15 protein-coding genes are annotated in these 17,659 nt (G+C 73.3%); 6 read left to right on the plus strand and 9 right to left on the minus strand.

The window, feature by feature from the left end; all coding sequences use genetic code 11:
* Positions 1 to 32: 32 nt before the first annotated feature.
* The 3 genes from FJQ57_RS19185 to FJQ57_RS19195 all read right to left on the minus strand — a co-directional run bounded on the left by FJQ57_RS19185 (position 33) and on the right by FJQ57_RS19195 (position 4,609).
* On the minus strand, positions 33 to 1,406 hold the full coding sequence (locus FJQ57_RS19185) for an MFS transporter (RefSeq protein ID WP_139983418.1): 1,374 nt from the start codon (positions 1,404 to 1,406) through the stop codon (positions 33 to 35).
* Positions 1,403 to 2,227 (minus strand): glycerophosphodiester phosphodiesterase family protein, encoded by an 825-nt coding sequence (locus tag FJQ57_RS19190; protein ID WP_139983420.1) that lies wholly within the window; start codon positions 2,225 to 2,227, stop codon positions 1,403 to 1,405. Before FJQ57_RS19190 ends, FJQ57_RS19185 begins: the two co-directional genes overlap by 4 nt.
* Before the next feature lie 855 nt (positions 2,228 to 3,082).
* Positions 3,083 to 4,609: a helix-turn-helix domain-containing protein gene (locus FJQ57_RS19195; protein ID WP_139983422.1), complete on the minus strand. Its 1,527-nt coding sequence runs from the start codon at positions 4,607 to 4,609 to the stop codon at positions 3,083 to 3,085.
* Between the two features lie 93 nt (positions 4,610 to 4,702).
* Between FJQ57_RS19195 and FJQ57_RS19200 the strand changes: the two genes are divergently transcribed.
* Complete coding sequence (locus tag FJQ57_RS19200; RefSeq protein WP_139983424.1) at positions 4,703 to 5,713, plus strand: zinc-dependent alcohol dehydrogenase family protein; 1,011 nt, start codon at positions 4,703 to 4,705, stop codon at positions 5,711 to 5,713.
* Positions 5,714 to 5,731: 18 nt separating this feature from the next.
* Here FJQ57_RS19200 and FJQ57_RS22695 read toward each other — a convergent pair whose 3' ends face one another.
* A complete protein-coding gene (locus FJQ57_RS22695) occupies positions 5,732 to 5,875 on the minus strand; it encodes a hypothetical protein (protein ID WP_170219512.1) in 144 nt (47 codons plus the stop codon).
* 199 nt (positions 5,876 to 6,074) lie between these two features.
* Between FJQ57_RS22695 and FJQ57_RS19205 the strand changes: the two genes are divergently transcribed.
* The 3 genes from FJQ57_RS19205 (at position 6,075) to FJQ57_RS19215 (ending at position 9,240) form a co-directional block, all read left to right on the plus strand.
* A complete protein-coding gene (locus FJQ57_RS19205) occupies positions 6,075 to 6,380 on the plus strand; it encodes a DUF3072 domain-containing protein (protein ID WP_139983426.1) in 306 nt (101 codons plus the stop codon).
* Positions 6,381 to 6,488: 108 nt separating this feature from the next.
* On the plus strand, positions 6,489 to 6,785 hold the full coding sequence (locus FJQ57_RS19210; RefSeq protein ID WP_139983428.1) for an RNA polymerase sigma factor: 297 nt from the start codon (positions 6,489 to 6,491) through the stop codon (positions 6,783 to 6,785).
* 79 nt (positions 6,786 to 6,864) lie between these two features.
* Positions 6,865 to 9,240: an ATP-binding cassette domain-containing protein gene (locus FJQ57_RS19215; protein ID WP_139983430.1), complete on the plus strand. Its 2,376-nt coding sequence runs from the start codon at positions 6,865 to 6,867 to the stop codon at positions 9,238 to 9,240.
* Between the two features lie 24 nt (positions 9,241 to 9,264).
* On the opposite strand, the gene FJQ57_RS19220 is transcribed toward FJQ57_RS19215, so the two are convergent.
* From FJQ57_RS19220 to FJQ57_RS19240, 5 genes are all read right to left on the minus strand, one after another.
* Entirely contained in the window at positions 9,265 to 9,909 is a 645-nt protein-coding gene (locus FJQ57_RS19220) for a dihydrofolate reductase family protein (protein WP_139983432.1), read from the minus strand.
* Positions 9,910 to 9,980: 71 nt separating this feature from the next.
* Positions 9,981 to 10,907 carry a lysophospholipid acyltransferase family protein gene (locus FJQ57_RS19225; protein ID WP_139983434.1) on the minus strand — a complete coding sequence of 309 codons (927 nt, stop codon included), beginning with the start codon at positions 10,905 to 10,907 and terminating at the stop codon, positions 9,981 to 9,983.
* A gap of 4 nt (positions 10,908 to 10,911) precedes the next feature.
* A complete protein-coding gene (larAH, locus tag FJQ57_RS19230) occupies positions 10,912 to 12,492 on the minus strand; it encodes an NPN-dependent hydroxyacid isomerase, LarAH14/15/16 family (RefSeq protein WP_211349143.1) in 1,581 nt (526 codons plus the stop codon).
* Positions 12,489 to 13,685, minus strand: coding sequence for a zinc-dependent alcohol dehydrogenase (locus FJQ57_RS19235; protein ID WP_246081907.1), 1,197 nt, complete (start codon positions 13,683 to 13,685; stop codon positions 12,489 to 12,491). Before FJQ57_RS19235 ends, larAH begins: the two co-directional genes overlap by 4 nt.
* Entirely contained in the window at positions 13,682 to 16,033 is a 2,352-nt protein-coding gene (locus tag FJQ57_RS19240) for an HAD-IB family hydrolase (RefSeq protein WP_139983436.1), read from the minus strand. Before FJQ57_RS19240 ends, FJQ57_RS19235 begins: the two co-directional genes overlap by 4 nt.
* Before the next feature lie 86 nt (positions 16,034 to 16,119).
* On the opposite strand from FJQ57_RS19240, the gene larB reads away from it, so the two are divergent.
* Positions 16,120 to 16,824 (plus strand): nickel pincer cofactor biosynthesis protein LarB, encoded by a 705-nt coding sequence (gene larB, locus FJQ57_RS19245; protein WP_139983438.1) that lies wholly within the window; start codon positions 16,120 to 16,122, stop codon positions 16,822 to 16,824.
* A complete protein-coding gene (gene larE, locus FJQ57_RS19250) occupies positions 16,821 to 17,648 on the plus strand; it encodes an ATP-dependent sacrificial sulfur transferase LarE (RefSeq protein ID WP_246081908.1) in 828 nt (275 codons plus the stop codon). The genes larB and larE overlap by 4 nt, the downstream gene beginning before the upstream one ends.
* Positions 17,649 to 17,659 lie beyond the last annotated feature (11 nt).

Raw genomic sequence — 17,659 nt, forward strand, 5'->3', positions numbered from 1 at the left:
TGACGCGGCAGCAGGGTCGTGTGAGGGGCGCCTCAGGCGGCCAGGCTGCGGGGCACGGCGTTGCCCGCGTCGCGCACGCCCCGCTCGGGGTCGACCCGCAGCAGCAGGGCGCCGCCGACGGCGAAGAAGGCGATCAGGGCGAGCAGGGCGGGCCGGTAGGAGTCGGTCAGCTGGAAGACGAGCCCGAAGACGGCCGTGCCCAGCCACGACGTCCCGCGCTCGCAGGCGTTGTAGAGGGCAAAGTACTCACCCTCGCGGCCGCGGGGGATGAGCAGGCTGAAGAAGGACCGCGACAGCGCCTGCGTGCCGCCGAGGACGAGCCCGATGGCCACCGCGACCAGCAGGAACAGCGGCACGTTGCGGGCCGGCAGGAAGAAGGCGAGCACCACGATCACCACCCAGACGCCGATGCCGTAGAGGATCGGGCGGTAGCTGCCGAACCGGCGCGCCAGCCGGCCGAAGAGCAGCGCGCCCCCGAAGGCCACGAACTGGATCAGCAGGATGGTGCCGATGAGCACCGACGTGCCGAACTCGAGCGTCTGCTCGCCGTACGTCGAGGCGGCGTAGATGACGGTCTGGATGCCGTCGTTGAAGAACAGGTACGCCGCCAGGAAGGTCAGCGTGACGGGGTAGTTGCGCAGGTCCTTCAGGGTGCGCCACAGCTGGCCGAAGCTGCGGTCCAGCACGCTGCCGGACACGTCCTCGCGGGCCAGCGGCGGACGGTCGCGCAGGCGCCGGAACGGGATGATCGTGAACGCCGCCCACCACACGGCGGCCGATAGCATCGACGTGCGCACGGCGGTCTCGGTCGTCAGGCCGAAGGCGTCGTGGCCGAGGACGACGACCAGGTTGAGCGCGAGCAGGACGCCGCCACCGAGGTAGCCGAAGGCCCAGCCGCGGGAGGAGACGTGGTCACGCTCTTCCTCGGTGGAGATGTCGACGAGGATCGCGGAGTAGCTGACCAGCGAGCAGCCCGCGAGCACGCTCGAGACGACGACCGCGACGGCGCCGACCTCCCAGGCGTCGCCCCGCATCCAGAACAGCACGCTGGCGCTGGCCGCACCGGTCCAGGCGAAGGCCGCCATGTGCCGCTTCTTGTGGCCGGAGCGGTCGACGACGGCGCCCACGACGGGCAGGACGAACGCGCTGAGGATCGTGGCGAAGCTGGTGAGGTAGAACGGCAGCGACCCCGGTGCCACGGCGAGCCCGAGCACCGAGAGGGTGCGGCCGCAGCCCTCGACCTCGTCGCCGCAGCCGGCGGCGCGGCCGGCGACGGTGGCCATGTAGGGCGCGAAGAGCACCGAGAGGATCGTGGTGAAGTAGGCGCTGTTGGCCCAGTCGTACCAGTACCAGGCCTTCTGCTCCCGGGCGCGCTCCAGCGGCGCGAGGTCGGCGAACGCCGTCACGTGGTCTCCCTCCCCGTGGTCGTGCCCGGGCCCAGCCACTGGTCGCGGCCGGTGAGCACGTCCTTCAGCACGTCGGTGCGATCGGTGAACAGGCCGTCCACGCCCCGGTCGAGGAGCTCCCTCATCTCCTCGGCCGTGTCGATCGTCCAGACGTGCACATGCTTGCCTGCCGCGTGCGCCCGGCGCACGAGCCGCGCCGAGGTGACCAGGAGCCGTCCGCGGCGGTGGGGCACCTGGAGGGCGTCGAAGTCGGCACGCCGGCCGCGGCCGGGCACCCCGGCGACGAAGGCCGCGACCTCGGGAGGCGTCGCCGACGTGGCCACCCGGCCGTCGGTCAGGCGCCGGAACTCGCGCATCCGTGGGTGGGAGAACGACCCGACCAGCACGTCGTCCCAGAGCCCGCGGGCGGCGATGAGGTCGGCCAGCGGGCGCACGGCCCCCTCGGACTTGAGGTCGATGTTGAACCGCACGCCCGGCAGCTCGTCGAGCAGCCGCGCCAGCGTCGGCACCTCCTCGCGCCCCCCGATGCGCGCGCGTCGTACGTCGGCGTGGGTGAGGGCCGCGATCGCGCCCTGCTGGTCGCTGACCCGGTCGAGCACGTCGTCGTGGAAGGCCATCAGCACGCCGTCGGCCGTGGCGTGCACGTCGGTCTCGAGGTAGCGGTAGCCGAGGGCGGCGGCGTGCCGGAACGCCTCCATGGTGTTCTCCAGCCCCTCGATCTCGGGGTGGTAGGCGCCGCCGCGGTGCGCGAACGCCAGCACCGCCCCCGGCTGCTCCAGGACCTCGTCGAGGTAGGGACGGCCAGTGCGGGGCGTGCTCACCGCAGGAGTATCGCGCCCGGGCCCGTCGCGGTCATGAGCCCGGGGGCTCGACCCACGGTGGCCGAGGAGGGACAGCTCGACCCACGGTGGTCGACGAAGGACGGAGTCCTGTCTCGAGACCACCTGACCGCAGCCGGTGAGGGGTCTCGAGACAGGCGCCAGGGCGCCTTCGTCGACCGCCGTAAGGCCCGGACCCGACCCGCGGTGGTCGAGGAAGAACGGAGTCCTGTCTCGAGACCACCTGACCGCAGCCGGCGAGGGGTCTCGAGACAGGCGCCAGGGCGCCTTCGTCGACCACCGTGTGGCCCGGGGCCGACCCGCGGTGGTCGAGGAAGGACGGAGTCCTGTCTCGAGACCACCTGACTGCAGCGGGTGAGGGGTCTCGAGACAGGCGCCAGGGCGCCTTCGTCGACCACCGTGTGGCCCGGGGCCGACCCGCGGTGGTCGAGGAAGGACGGAGTCCCGTCTCGAGACCACCTGACCGCAGCCGGTGAGGGGTCTCGAGACAGGCGCAGGGCGCCTTCCTCGACCACCGTGCGGTGCGGGGGCACAGGCGCCCGGGCCACAGGTCGACCGGGGCACAGGGCGCACGTCGCGGTCGGCCGTGCAGGGCGCGGGTCGGCCCCGCCGTACCGAACCGGCGGCAGCCCCTGAGAAGTGGCGCGGGGCCGCCGCGCGGCGCGGACGAGCCGTGATCGGACCACGTGCGGGCGCCCGGGCCACGGTCGACCGGGCCCCAGGGCGCACGTCGCGGTCGGCCGTGCAGGGCGCGGGTCGGCCCCGCCGTACCGAACCGGCGGCAGCCCCTGAGAAGTGGCGCGGGGCCGCGGCGCGGACGAGCCGCGACCAATTGACTCAGAAGTCCTGGAAGGTCTCGATGCTCGCGCCGAGGGTGTTGAGGCGCTCGGCGAGGTCCTCGTACCCGCGGTGGATGACGTAGGTGGAGCGGAGGACCGAGGTGCCCTTGGAGGCGAGCATGGCGAGCAGGATGACCACGGCGGGGCGCAGGGCGGGCGGGCAGACGAGCTCGGCGCCGGAGAACGACGTGGGGCCCTCGATCATCACGCGGTGGGGGTCGAGGAGCTTGACCTGGCCGCCGAGCTTGGTGAGCTCGGTGAGGTAGATGGCGCGGTTCTCGTAGACCCAGTCGTGCAGGAAGGTCTGGCCCTCGGCGACGGCGGCGATGACGGCGAAGAACGGCAGGTTGTCGATGTTGAGGCCGGGAAACGGCATCGGGTGGATCTTGTCGAGGGGAGCGTGGAGGGTCGACGGCTTGGTGTGGAGGTCGACGAGGCGGGTGTGGCCGTTGCGGGCGACGTACTCCTCGGAGCGCTCGTAGAGGAAGCCCATCTCCTCCAGGACGGCGAGCTCGATCTCCAGGAACTCGATCGGCACGCGCTGGATGGTGATGGAGGACCGGGTGACGATCGCCGCGGCGAGCAGCGACATGGCCTCGATCGGGTCCTCGGCCGGGGCGTAGTCGACGTCGACGTCGATGCGCTCCCGGCCGGTGACGCGCAGGGTGGTGGTTCCGACGCCCTCGACGCGGACGCCGAGCTTCTGCAGGAAGAAGCAGAGGTCCTGAACCATGTAGTTGGACGAGGCGTTGCGGATGACGGTCTCACCGGGGTGCAGGGCCGCGGCCATCAGCGCGTTCTCGGTGACGGTGTCGCCGCGCTCGGTGAGCACGATGGGCCGCTGGGGCTCGATGGCCGGGTTGACCTGGGCGTGGTAGCTGCCGTCGGTGGCCTTGACCTCCAGGCCGAACGGCCGCAGCGCGGTCATGTGGGGCTCGACGGTGCGGGTGCCGAGGTTGCAGCCGCCGGCGTACGGCAGCTCGAAGGTGTCGGTGCGGTGGAGCAGCGGGCCGAGGAACATGATCACCGAGCGGGTGCGCCGGGCGGCGGCCTCGTCGATGTTGGTGAGGTCGAGCTCGGCGGGCGGCACGATCTCGAGGTCGCCGTGGTCGCCGATCCACCGGGTCTCCACGCCGAGGCTGTTGAGGACCTCCAGGAGCCGGTTGACCTCCTCGATGCGGGCGACCTTGCGCAGCGTGGTGCGTCCGCGGTTGAGGAGGGAGGCGCACAGCAGTGCGACGCCGGCGTTCTTGGAGGTGTTGACCTCGATGGAGCCGGTCAGGGTGGTCGGGCCCTGGACGCGGAGGTGGGTGGGGCCGGAGCCGAGGGAGACGATGTCGGAGCCGAGGGCCTCGCCGATGCGGGCCACCATCTCGAGCGAGAGGTTCTGGTGGCCCTTCTCGATCCGGTTGATCGCGCTCTGGCTGGTGCTGAGGAGCTCGGCCAGCTGGGCCTGGGTCAGCCCGCGGTGCTTGCGCGCGTCACGGATGAGGGTGCCCACCCCGGACTTGTAGTCGGTCGCCATGCCACGACGGTAACTCACATGTGAGATATCCAGGCAACTCGGCGCGCCCGGGGGGGTCGCAGGGGTGGAGCGGAGTCTGCCAGGATCGAAGCCATGAAGGCGACCATGATCCACGGCGAGCGCGACATCCGGTTCGAGGAGGTGCCCGACCCGACGATCTCGGCGCCCACCGACGCCATCGTCAAGGTCGTCGCCTCGTGCATCTGCGGGTCCGACCTGTGGTCCTACCGCGGCGAGGACCCGACCCACGAGCCGCACACGATCGGCCACGAGTGCCTCGGCGTGGTCGAGGAGGTGGGCGCCGACGTGCGCGACGTCGCGCCGGGCGACTTCGTGGTCGTGCCCTTCGACCACTGCGACGGCACCTGCTCGGCCTGCCTCAACGGCGCCCCGTGCGAGAACGTCGGCATCACCCAGAGCGGTCAGGCCGAGTACGCCGTGGTGACCCACGCCGACGGGTCGCTGGTCAAGACCGACGGCACGCCCGACCGCGACCTGTGGCCGAGCCTGCTCACCCTCTCCGACGTGATGGCGACGGGCTGGCACGCGGCCGTGGCGGCCGGTGTGCGCCGGGGCGGGACCGCGGTCGTCGTCGGCGACGGGGCGGTCGGGCTGTGCGGCGTCCTGGCCGCCGCGCAGATGGGCGCCGAGACCGTGGTCGCGATGTCGCGCCACGAGCCGCGCCAGGAGATCGCCCGGGCCTTCGGCGCGACCCACGTGGTGGCCGAGCGCGGCAAGGAAGGCGTCGCGGCGGTCAAGGAGATCCTCGGGGGCACCGGTGGTGACGCGGTCCTGGAGTGCGTCGGCAACGGGCCGGCGTTCGAGCAGGCCTTCCGGGTCGCCCGGCCGGGCGCCACGGTCGGGTTCGTGGGGGTGCCGCACGGCGCCGAGGTGCCGCTGCGGGTGATGTTCAGCAAGAACGTCGGGCTGGCCGGCGGCATGGCGCCGGTGCGGCGCTACCTGCCCGAGCTGCTCGACCTGGTCCTCGCGCGGACCATCGACCCCGGCAGGGTCTTCGACCTCACGCTCCCGCTGGCCGAGGTGGCCGACGGCTACCGCGCCATGGACGAGCGCACCGCGATCAAGGTCTACCTGGAGCCCTGAGGGCCCCGCGGCGGCGCCTCAGGCGACGCCCGGCATCACGCAGGGCGCGCAGGCGCAGCTGTCGCTGCAGGCGAGGTAGGTGTGCACCGCGTGCCCGCACCGGGCGCACGGCAGGTCGTGGGTCAGGTGGCTCGGCACCTGGTCCCGCACGGTGTCCCACATCGTCTCCACCTCCCTCCTGGCGTGGCGTGCTGGGTGGTCGACCACTCGACGGTAGGACGGCGGGCAGGCCCGCGGGCCGCTTCAGCACCGATCTGGTCACAACGGACCAGGGACGCCACCCGGTCGACCCGGGTCCGGCGGGCGGTCACCCGCCTGTCGGGGTGGTCGGACTGTCGGTGGAGGCGTCTAGGGTCGAGCCATGACTTCGAACACGCATTCGACGGACCGCACCGACCCCGCCGCCGACCAGGCAGCCAAGGACGGGACCAGCGCGGGGACCCCCGAGGGGACCAACGAGGAGGTGCTGGGGGCCGAGGCGCCGAGCAGCGCCGAGAAGGACCCCGACGACTGGGTGACCGGTGACGAGCCGATGACCGGGGCGCAGAAGAGCTACCTCGACACCCTCGCCCGGGAGGCCGGCGAGACCCTGTCGGCCGACCTGACCAAGGCCGAGGCCTCGGCCCACATCGAGCGCCTGCAGGACGCCACCGGTCGCGGGCAGTGACCGGCTGTCGTAGGCCCGGCGGTGCGGCCGGGCGGCCGAGACATGGGTCACGGGGGCCAACCCCGATGGGTGGTTCACGTCGTGACCGGGCTTTCCTAGATTCGCCACGTGTCCAACAGCGGGCCGGTCGACCTCACGACCCTCGTCGCACAGGCCGGTGCCGGCGACGCCGAGGCGGCGCGTGCGGTCTACGACCACACGATCGACGACGCCTGGCGCATCGCGGTCTCGACGGTCCGCTGTCCGGTCCGGGCCGGCGACGTCATCCGCCAGGCCTACGAGCGGGTGTGGAGCTCGGCGGCCGCTCCGGTGTCGGACGGTGGCCTGCCCCTCGTGGGCTCGCGCGGCTGGGTGCTGGCCTGGGTCTACCGCGTCGGTCGCGACGCGGCCAGCGCCGCGGCCTGACCGGACGCACCATCGCCTGACCGGCCCCCGCGCCGCCTGGTAGAACATCTCCGCTACCCGGCCGCGCGGAGGGACCGAGATGACTGCCATCGACGACGGGGCACACCCCGCCGACACCCACGACCTGATCAGGGTCCTGGGCGCTCGGGAGAACAACCTGCGCGACGTCAGCGTCGACCTCCCCAAGCGCCGGTTGACAGCGTTCACCGGGGTGTCGGGGTCGGGCAAGAGCTCGCTGGTCTTCGCGACCGTCGCGGCCGAGTCGCAGCGCATGATCAACGAGACCTACAGCGCGTTCGTGCAGGGCTTCATGCCGTCCCTGGCCCGCCCGGATGTCGACCGCCTCGAGGGCCTGACGACCGCGATCATCGTGGACCAGGAGCGGCTCGGGGCCAACCCGCGCTCGACCGTCGGCACCGTCACCGACGCCAACGCGATGCTCCGCATCCTGTTCAGCCGGGTCGGTGAGCCGGTGATCGGCCCGCCCACGGCGTACTCGTTCAACGTGCCGACCCGCAAGGCCGGCGGCGTGATGACCACCGAGAAAGGTGGCCGGGTCGAGAAGAAGGTCGTCAAGCAGGAGGTCTACCTCGGGGGCATGTGCCCCCGCTGCGAGGGCATGGGCCACGTCAACGACATCGACCGCACCGCGCTGTACGACGACACCAAGTCGCTCACCGAGGGAGCCCTCACGGTGCCCGGCTACTCGATGGACGGGTGGTACGGCCGGCTGTTCGAGGGCGTCGGCCTCCCGATGGACAAGCCCATCCAGGCGTTCACGGCCAAGCAGCTCGACACGATGCTCTTCGCCGAACCCACCAAGATCAAGGTCGAGGGGATCAACCTGACCTTCGAGGGGATCATCCCGAAGATCCAGAAGTCGATGCTGTCGAAGGACCCCGAGGCGATGCAGCCGCACGTGCGTCGCTTCGTCGAGCGGGCGGTCACCTTCCAGCGGTGCCCCGACTGCGGGGGCACCCGGCTGACCCAGGAGGCGCTGTCCTCGCGCATCCGGGGCCAGAACATCGCCGACCTCTGCGCGATGCAGATCAGCGACCTGGCCGACTGGGTGCGCGACCTCGACGAGCCGTCGGTCGCCCCGTTGGTCGGCGGCCTGCAGCACCTCCTCGACTCCTTCGGGAGCATCGGCCTGGGGTACCTCTCCCTGGAACGGGCCTCCGGCACGCTCAGCGGCGGTGAGGCGCAGCGCACCAAGATGATCCGCCACCTCGGGTCGTCGCTGACCGACGTGACCTACGTCTTCGACGAGCCGACCATCGGGCTGCACCCCCACGACATCCAGCGGATGAACGACCTCCTGCTCCGGCTGCGCGACAAGGGCAACACCGTCCTCGTCGTCGAGCACAAGCCCGAGACCATCTCCATCGCCGACCACGTCGTCGACATCGGCCCCGGTGCGGGCACCGCCGGCGGCACGGTGTGCTTCGAGGGCTCCGTGGAGGGGCTGCGGTCCAGCGGCACCACCACCGGCCGGCACCTCGACGACCGGGCCGCCCTCAAGGACGCGGTGCGCGAGCGCACGGGCGTCATCGAGGTGCGAGGCGCCGGCACCCACAACCTGCGCGACGTCGACGTCGACGTGCCGCTCGGGGTGCTGTGCGTGGTCACCGGCGTGGCGGGGTCGGGCAAGAGCTCGCTGGTGCACGGCTCGGTCGCCGGACGCGAGGGCGTGGTCGTCGTCGACCAGGGCGCCATCAAGGGGTCCCGCCGCAGCAACCCCGCGACGTACACGGGACTGCTGGAGCCGATCCGCAAGGCGTTCGCCAAGGCCAACGGCGTCAAGCCGGCCCTGTTCAGCGCCAACTCCGAGGGCGGCTGCGAGGGCTGCAACGGCGCGGGCGTCATCTTCACCGAGCTCGGACCGATGGCGACCTTCGAGTCGCCGTGCGAGGAGTGCGGCGGTCGGCGGTTCAAGGCCGAGGTGCTCGAGCACACCCTCGGCGGGCGCGACATCGCCGAGGTGCTCGACATGTCGGTGACCGAGGCCGAGGCGTTCTTCTCCGAGGGGGAGGCCCGGACGCCCGCCGCCCACAAGGTCCTGGCCCGGCTCGAGGACGTCGGTCTCGGCTACCTCCGGCTCGGGCAGCCCCTGACGACCCTCTCGGGCGGCGAGCGGCAGCGCCTCAAGCTCGCGGCTCAGATGGCCGAGGCGGGGGAGGTCTACGTGCTCGACGAGCCGACGACCGGCCTCCACCTCGCCGACGTCGACAACCTGCTGGCGCTGCTCGACCGGCTCGTCGACTCCGGCAAGTCGGTCGTCGTCATCGAGCACCACCAGGCCGTGATGGCCCACGCCGACTGGGTCATCGACCTCGGCCCGGGGGCGGGCCACGACGGCGGCACCGTCGTCTTCGAGGGCACGCCCGCCGAGCTCGTCGACCGCGGTCGCGAGACCCTCACCGGCCAGCACCTGGCGGCGTACGTCGGCCGCTGACGGGTCAGCGGGGGTCGGCGCGGGTCAGCGCCAGAAGAGGTGGTGCGTGACGCCCGGGGTGCGGCTGGGCACGACGTCGCGCTCGTAGCGGTCGAGCAGGTCGTCGGGGGAGTCCCACAGCCGCACGCCCGAGCCGAGGTCGAGGTCGACGACGGCCACGTGCAGGGTGTCGACGAGGCCGGCGTCGAGGAACGACCGGACCACGGTGGCTCCACCACCGAGCCGTACGTCGAGTCCGCCAGCGGCCTCCCGGGCCTGCTCGAGGACGGCGGCGGGACTCCCGTCGACGAAGTGGAAGGTGGTCGCGCCCTTGGTGATCGAGGGCCGCGGGTGGTGGGTCATCACGAACACCGGCGTGCGGAAGGGCGGCTCGTCACCCCACCAGCCCTCCCAGTCGAGGTCCGTCCACGGTCCCCGCTGCGGGCCGAACTTGTGCCGGCCCATGATCTCCGCGCCGATGCCGTGGGCGAAGTCGCGCGTGAGGTGGTCGTCGATGCCGCGGGTGCCCCCGGGCTCGGTCCGACCGACCCAGCTCGCCGTCGTGAAGGCCCACCCCAGCAGGTCGCGGGGGTCGGCGTGCCCGAAGGGGGTCTCGAGGCTCTGGCCCTCGCCGGCCGCGAAGCCGTCGCGGGAGACGCCGAAGTTCTGCACGCGCAGCAGCTGGCTCATGCCCGGACCGACCCGCCCGGCTCGCCGGACTCATCGCCCGTCTCGCCGACCCGTCGTGAATTCACGACGGGTCAGCGTGCTCGGCGCCAGGCGCGGGAGGGGCGGGAGGCGACCTCGGGGGACGTGCTGGTCTCCCACAGACGCCGCCACTCGGCCACGTCGGGCCCCGACGGGTCGGGGGTCGCGCCCTGGGAGGCGCGCAGGCGGGCGGCGTACCAGTCGGTGGCGTCCTCATCGAGCAGCGTGGCCACCGCGTCGCGGATGCGGGGCGCGAAGGCGCGCACCGACTCGCCCTCCGCGGGCCGCAGCGGCGAGCCGAAGCGGACCGTGAGCTGGCGCCGGCCGCGGCCGGGCCACGAGGCGCCCTTGGGCATGGCGGCGAAGGTGCCGCGGTGCGCGACCGGGATGACGGGCACGCCGTGCTCGACGGCGAGGTAGGCCGCACCCATGCGGAAGGAGCCGAGCCAGCCGTCCTTGGACCGGGTGCCCTCGGGGAAGATCACGAGGTTCCAGCCGGCGTCGAGGACCTCGCCGGGGGTCGTCGCCATCGACCCGCCGCGCCGGTCGATCGGCATGGTGTTGAACAGCAGCGAGGAGCCGACGGCGCGCCACCAGGAGTCGAAGAAGTAGTCGGCCGCCGCCGCCACCGCCGTACGCCGCCGCCACGCGTCGGGCAGGGAGAGCAGGATGAGCGGGGTGTCGAGGTGGGAGGCGTGGTTGGCCGCGAAGATCACCGGGCCGGTGGTGCGGGCCAGGACGTCGAGACCCTCGACGCGGGTGCGCACCTGCGAGCGGAAGACGGGCTCGAGGCCGACCTTCTGCACCACGTCGCGCGCGGCCGAGGCAGCCGGGGTGCGCGACCAGTCGTTGGGGTAGACGTTGCTGGACGGCGCGGGTACGTAGGGCTCGGCCGAGCGCGGCACCTGCGGGTGCCGGCCCCAGCGCCAGCCGTTCTTGACCCGGCGGACGTCGTCGACGGTGTCCTTGAGGTAGCCCATGGTGCTAGCGCACGTCCGCGAGCACGTGCGGCGGGTTGTGCAGGTAGGTGATGGTCGGGTCGTTGCCGACCGTCGAGGACGCCATCTCCAGCGCGTCGCGCAGGGTCGAGGCCGCCCGGAAGCCGAGGCGGGCCGCGGCCTTGCGGTCGGCGCCGACCCAGATCACGTCGCCGAGGTGGTCCATCGCGTGCGCCGCCCAGTACCACATGTAGAAGGGGTGGACGCCGTGGTAGGCGTTGGAGGTGCGGTAGAGGTGGACGTACCACGGATCGGTGGCGAACTGCTGCTCGTACTTCTCCCCGATCACGGCCGGGTCGGTCGACTCGGCCAGCACCTCGTCGTAGAAGTCGACGTACGACGGGTGGTGCAGCGTGCTGAACCCCTCGTCGAGCGGGTGGTAGAGGATCGCCACCCCGCCCTGGCGCACGATCGGCGAGCCCAGGTAGGAGTTGAAGAAGTAGCCCAGGCCGACGCAGGTCGCCAGGATCGGGTTCATCCAGCTGTTGACGTTGTAGGGCCCGACGTAGGGGATGCCGAAGACGGCGACGTCGGTCTGGCCCTGCACCTCGACGCGCTGCTGCTGGTGGACCTTGCGCAGCGTGCGGTCGTGGACGGCTTCGACCTCGCCGGCGTTGATGCCGGTCAGGCCGTAGGCCGAGCGCACGTCGTGGAAGGTGCGGTGGCGCAGCTTCTGCGGCATCAGTCCGAGGCCGCGGCGCATGCCGAGCGCGGTGGCCTGGTCGCGGCGGGTCCACTCCCACTCGCGCTTCATCATGAACTCGTAGGGCTTGGGGAAGACGTTGTTGTCGAGCGTGGTCTCGATCTGGAAGACCTTGACGTGGTCCTTGATGAGCCGCCCGATGCGCCAGGCCGAGGAGTGCATCTCGGAGTGCTTGTGGTCCATGAAGGACCGGCTGTGCACCATCGTCTTGGCGTTGTGGTGGTGCCGCAGGCTCTTGTACGACGCCAACCCGATGCCGACCGACTTGTGGCCGCCGTCCATGGCGACGAGGTTGACGTTGACGTAGACGAGCAGGTCGGACTCGGCGGCCCGCTTGCTGATCTCGACGTCCTCGCCCTTGTCGGTGTGCCCGAGGTGGGCGAGGTTGGCGCGGTCCTCGGCGTCGAAGTTGTAGAGCTTGCCGCTGGGGTGGAAGGACCGGAAGACGCGCTCGCCGACGATGTGGCGCAGCTCGGCGGGGGTCATCCGGCGGTGCAGCGCGTTGGCCGCGACCAGCTCGACGTCGTCGACGCCGGCCTGGGCGGCCAGCTCGAGGACGTGCTCGATGATCCGGCCGCGGATGTCGGGCGGGCGCATGGTCGGCAGCGGCAGCGACAGGTCGTCGAAGGCGATGGTGAGGCGCATCCCGGCCTTGAGCAGCGCGGGCAGGGGCTCGGAGTCGACGGGGTGGAGCAGCGCCTCGAGGATGGCCTCGTCGACGTCGGGCACCGTGGGCTGCGGCTCGGGCGGGTAGACCACCCGGGTGCCGAGCGGGAACTCCTCGAGCCGGAAGCCGAGCCCCTCGTGCACCAGCAGCGGGGGAGTGCGGTCGTCGACCTCGAGCACGAATCCGGGCCTGCTCAACGGGTCCTCCTGGGGTCGAACGCGACCTTGACCGTGCCGAGGCGGCCGGCGGAGTGCGCGTGGTCGAGAGCCTCCCGCCACCGGTGCAGCGGGTAGGGCGAGACGGTCTTGGCGAGCCGGGCGACGCCGTCGTGGGCGGCCAGCTCGATGGCGCGGGGGAAGTCCTCGGTGCCCCGCGCGGAGGCGTAGGTGCCGACGAGCTCGAGCTCGCGGAACCAGGCCGCGGACAGGTCGGCCTTGGCCGGCATGCCGCTGAGCACGACCCGGCCACCGGCCCGGGTGGCGTGCAGGCAGGTCTCGAGCGACCCGCTGCTGCCGACGGCGTCGAGGGCGACGTCGACGCCCCCCAGCAGGTACGGCGAGCCGAGCTCGGGCTCGAGCTGGAAGGCACCGGTCGCCCGGCGCACGCGGCGCAGCACCTCGTCGGGGCCGACGACCTCGGTGGCCCCGAAGTCGCGGGCCAGCTCGCGCTGGTGGGCGTGCTTGGCGACGACGACGATCTCGCCGGCCTCCGTCAGCTCGCGCAGGGCGAGCGTGGCCAGGAGCCCGACGGCGCCGGCGCCGGAGACGAGCACCCGGTCGCCGGGCCGGACGCCGGCCCGGGTGGCGGTGTGGACGGCGCAGGCCAGGGGCTCGACGAGCAGCGCCTGCTCGTCGGAGAAGCCCTCGGGCACGGGGTGCAGCTGGGAGCGGTGGGCGACGAGCACCTCGCCCCAGCCGCCGCCGGTGTCGTGGCAGAAGCCGGTCTGCAGCCCGGCGGAGACGTCGCCGACGGTGATGCGCGAGCAGCGGTTGGTCCGGCCCTCGGCGCAGGCCGGGCACGGGTCGACGCCGCGCGCCGCGCAGTGCAGCACCGGGTCGACCACGACGCGGGTGCCGACCGGCAGGTCCTCGCAGTCGTCGACGAGGTCGGCCACGACCTCGTGCCCGGGCACGAAGGGCAGCGAGACGACGGCGCTGAAGTAGAGCGACGTGGTGCCGGAGAGCATGCCGAGGTCAGAGCCGCAGATGCCGGACAGCCGGGTGCGCAGCCGGGCCCACCCGGGCCGGGCCACCTGCGGGGGGTCGATCGTGGCCAGCCGCAGCGGCACGCCGGCGCCGGTGGCCAGGGCGGGCACGCGGCCACCGGTGGCCCGGCCGAGCAGCGTCTTGGGCACGCTGCGCACCATCTCGAGCGCCAGCACGGCCGTCACCGCCTTCCTGCGGGGTCGAGGCTGCGGGTCGAGGTCTCGGGGGAGGTCCAGTCGACGATGTTCCAGCGCTTCGTGCGGGCGTGCTGGTAGAGCGGCACGTCGGGGCGCACGGCGACGGGGCGGCCCACGGCCTCGAGCAGCGGGAGGTCGGAGTAGGAGTCGGCGTAGGCGTAGGACGCCGCGAGGTCGAGCCCCAGCGAGCGGCCCAGCTCGCGCACCAGCGCGCCCCGCGACTCGCCGACCACGGTCGAGGCGGCGAGCTGACCGGTGCAGCGGCCGCGGTCGTCGACGGCGAGGTCGGCGGCGTGCACGTGGTCGAAGAGGGGGGCGACGGGGCGGGTCAGCGGTCGCAGCGCGCCGGTGATCAGGATCGTGGTGTGACCGGCCGCGCGGTGCTCGCGGACCCGGCGCACGGCGGCGGGAGCGAGGCGCTCGAGCACGTGGGCGGTCAGGTGCTCGTCGACGATGGCCTCGAGGTCCTCCAGCCGGGCGCCGGCGTACTCGCGGTAGACCTCGCGCAGCATCGCGGCCCGGTCGTGGCGGTCGGCCTGGACGATCCTGGGCAGCCGCCGGGCCAGTCGCGCGGTCTCGCCGACGCGACGGCTCGCGGGCAGGTCGGCCAGGCGCAGCCAGAGGAAGGACTCCACGACGTTGGAGGACAGCAGCGTGCCGTCCATGTCGAAGAACGCCGCGACCTGACCGCCGGCGCCGTCGGCACGCGGCTCGAGCGTGCGCAGCGCGGCCGGGTCGACCTTCTTGCGCTTGGCGCGCACGACGTCGAGCTCGCGCACGGGCTGGGTCACCGAGGGGCAGTGCACCTCCTGCAGGTAGTGCGCCCAGTCGATGACCGCCGTGTCGAAGGCGAAGACCTCGCGGTCGTCGGGGTGCAGCCCGTCGCGCAGCGCCACGGCGGCGTCGTCGACGAAGCGCAGGTCGGCCTGGGCGTACTCCTGGTAGACGTCGAGGTAGCGGCGCAGGAAGGCCAGCCGCCGGCCCTGGGTCTCCAGGCTGCGGATCCAGCCGGTGGTGCGGTCGGTGCGGGGCGCCAGCGAGAGCAGCCGCTCGGCGGTGCGGTGCAGCCGCTCGCCGGTGCTCATCGCGCGCTGCACCGACGCGGTGCCCGACCACGACCACACCGGCAGCGGCACGTGGCCCTGCGGGGTGGCGGCGAACGGGTGGGCCTGGAAGTAGGCCCGCACGTTCTCGTAGACGGCACCGAAGGTGAGCGGGTTGCGGTGGCCCGAGCTCAGGTGGACGTACGCCGGCGCGGCCGGCTCGGGCGGCCGGGCCAGGCAGGCGATGATCGAGGCGACGACGTGGTCGACCGGGACGACGTCGACGATGGTGTCGGACCCGCCGGGGAACATCGGCAGCTCGCCGCGGCCGTAGGCCAGGATCAGCGGCTCGGCCATCTTGAAGCCCTCGATCCAGCCCGGGTAGGGCTGCTCGAGCGCCGACTCGACGATGGTCGGGCGGTGCACGGTGACGCGGCGACCGCGCGGGTCGCGGGTGGCGTGGGCCTCCACGACGCGCTCGCCGAGGGCCTTGGTGAACGTGTAGCAGTCGGTCCAGCCGAGGCTGCGTGCCCGCTCGGCGCCGAGGGCGACGAGCTGGTCCTTGACCCAGGTGCGGCGGGCCTCCTCGACGGCGGCGGCGGTGGTCAGCGGGCCGGCGCGGCGGCGGTCGCGGCCGGCGTCCTTGCCGAGCTCGGTGAGCACGTCGACGCTGCGCGAACGGGCCTCGACCTCCGGACGGCGGGCCAGGCCCCACGCGACCTCGGCGTCGACGTCGACCGCGTGGTCGAGCGGCTCCTCGAACACCGCGCCGCGGCGACGACCGGCGACGTAGGCGGTGGAGACGTGCAGGTAGTGCACGTCGCGCTCGCCGTGGCCGCTGGCCTCCTCGATGCGCTCGAGCAGCTCGCGCACGCCGACGACGTTGGCCCTGAACCCCTCGTCGACCGGCGGGTCGAAGGACACGTCGCCCGCGCAGTGCACGACGGCGTCGAGGTCGGTGGGCAGCGCGGGCGGGTCGGTCAGGTCGCCCTCGACCACGGCGATGCGCGCGGCCATCAGCGCCTCGACGCCCCCGGCTGCCTCGACGGTGTCGGCGAAGATCGCCTTGCCGAGCAGGGTGGCGACGCGGGAGGCCGCGGTGGTCGACCCGCGCGGACGGACCAGCACGCTCGTGCGCACCTCGGGCACGTCGCGCAGCAGGCGCTGGAGGAGGGCCTCGCCGAGGAAGCCCGTGACCCCGGTGAGCAGCACGTGCTGCCCGGCCAGCGCGTCACGGACGCGTACCCCGCCCGCCCCGCCGGCTCGGTCCGGGGCGTCCGAGACCTCGCTCATGACCCCGAAACCTTCCACACCGGGTCAAGCCCGTCGACGACCGGGGGTCGCCGGTGGCCCGCGCACCCTGTGACAGGATCGCTCGGGTGAGTGAGCAGGCCCCGGTCACCGAGCTCCCCGAGCTCCGGATCGACCACCTCCGCGAGGCCCGCACCGGGCTCGCCGAGGCCGTCTACGGCCCCGGCAAGACCCCCGACCAGTGCGCGGCCGCCGTGGCCGAGCTGCTCGCCGGCCCCGGCGACGGCCCCGTGCTGCTCACGCGCGCCGACCCCGCCCAGGCCGCCGCCGCGACGGCCGCGGCCCCGGGCGCCGCCGTGGCGTCGTACGACGAGGGGCAGGAGCTGCGCACGCTGCTGTGGCGCGCCCGCGAGCGCCGGGAGCACGCCGGGTCGGTGCTGGTGCTGACCGCCGGCACCGGCGACCTGCCGGTGGCCCGCGAGGCCGCGGCCGTGGTCGAGGCCTACGGGCACGAGGTCGCGCTGGTGGCCGACGTCGGGGTGGCCGGACTGCACCGCGTGCTCGGCCAGCAGGACCGGCTGGCCGCGGCCGACGTCGTCGTGGTCGTCGCCGGCATGGAGGGTGCCCTGGCCAGCGTCGTCGGCGGCCTGACCCGCGCGCCCGTCGTCGCGGTGCCGACGAGCACTGGCTACGGCGCCGGTCTCGAGGGCGTCACCGCGCTGCTCGGCATGCTCGCCTCGTGCAGCCCCGGCATCACCGCCGTGGGCATCGACAACGGCTTCGGCGCCGGGTGCGCCGCCGTCCGGTTCCTCGGGGCGAGGGTGGACGCGTGAGCGGGCTCGACGTGGTCCTGCAGGACAAGCTGACCGCCCTGGAGGCGGGGCTGCGGGCGCACGCCTCGGTCCTGGTCGCCTTCTCGGGCGGCGCCGACTCCGCGTTCGTGCTCGCCGCCGCGGTGCGCGCCCTGGGCCCGTCGTCCGTGGTCGCCGCGACCGCGGTCAGCCCGTCGCTGCCCGCCGAGGAGCTCGAGGCGGCGCGCCTGTTCGCCTCCGACCTCGGCGTCACCCACCACGCCCCGCGCACCGACGAGATGGCGCGCCCCGGGTACGTGGCCAACGGCCGTGACCGCTGCTTCCACTGCAAGAGCGAGCTGCTCTCGGTGCTCGGCCCGCTGGCCGAGCGGCTCGGGGCGGGACCGGTGGCGACGGGCACCAACGCCGACGACGTGGTCGACCGGTTCCGGCCGGGCATCCGTGCCGCGGCGGCCGCGGGTGCGGTCACCCCGTTGGCCGACGCCGGGCTGACCAAGGCCGAGGTGCGCCGGGCGTCGCGGGCGTGGGGACTGGTCACGGCCGACAAGCCGGCCGCGGCCTGCCTGTCGAGCCGGGTCGCCTACGGCCTGCAGATCTCCCCGCGCCGCCTCGGCCGCATCGAGGCCGCCGAGCGCGACCTGCGCCGCGCGATGCTCGACGCCGGCCTGGCGGTGGCCGACCTGCGGGTGCGCGACCTCGGCGACCGGGCCCGGGTCGAGGTCGACGCGCCACTCGTGCCCGCGCTGCTGGCGCGACCCGAGGTGCTGGCGGCGGTCACGGGGTTCGAGTCCGTCGAGGTCGACCCGCAGGGGTTCCGCTCGGGGTCGATGAACGAGACCGCGTGAGGGTGCCCGGC

Origin of the sequence: Nocardioides litoris (assembly GCF_006346315.1) — a bacterium.
GTDB lineage: Bacteria > Actinomycetota > Actinomycetes > Propionibacteriales > Nocardioidaceae > Nocardioides > Nocardioides litoris.